The following is a 290-nucleotide window of genomic DNA, read 5'->3' on the forward strand; positions in this document are numbered from 1 at the left end:
CCATGATCGCCACGGCAACCTGACGACATGGACGGATGCCCGCGGGGTGGCATGGGATCTGGAATACGGCCCCTTTGACCTGCCGGTGGCGCGGGTGGATGGCGAAGGCCACCGCTGGGCGTACCGCTACGACAAAAACAGCCTGCAGTTGATTGAAGTGATTAACCCGCTGGGTGAACGCTACCGTTACACGCTGGATGCGGACGGGCGGGTGGTCACGGAGACCGATTACGCCGGTACCCAGTGGCATTATGCCTATGACGGCAATGGCAACTGCACGGAGAAACGCG

1 protein-coding gene is annotated in these 290 nt (G+C 61.7%); it reads left to right on the plus strand.

All coding sequences use genetic code 11. The features are described 5' to 3' along the window. Window positions 1-290: hypothetical protein (locus AAC854_RS23480; protein ID WP_340619179.1), on the plus strand; the 290-nt coding region annotated here is incomplete at both ends.

It is taken from the genome of Xenorhabdus entomophaga (assembly GCF_037996725.1).
In the GTDB taxonomy this organism is placed as follows: Bacteria; Pseudomonadota; Gammaproteobacteria; order Enterobacterales; family Enterobacteriaceae; genus Xenorhabdus; species Xenorhabdus khoisanae.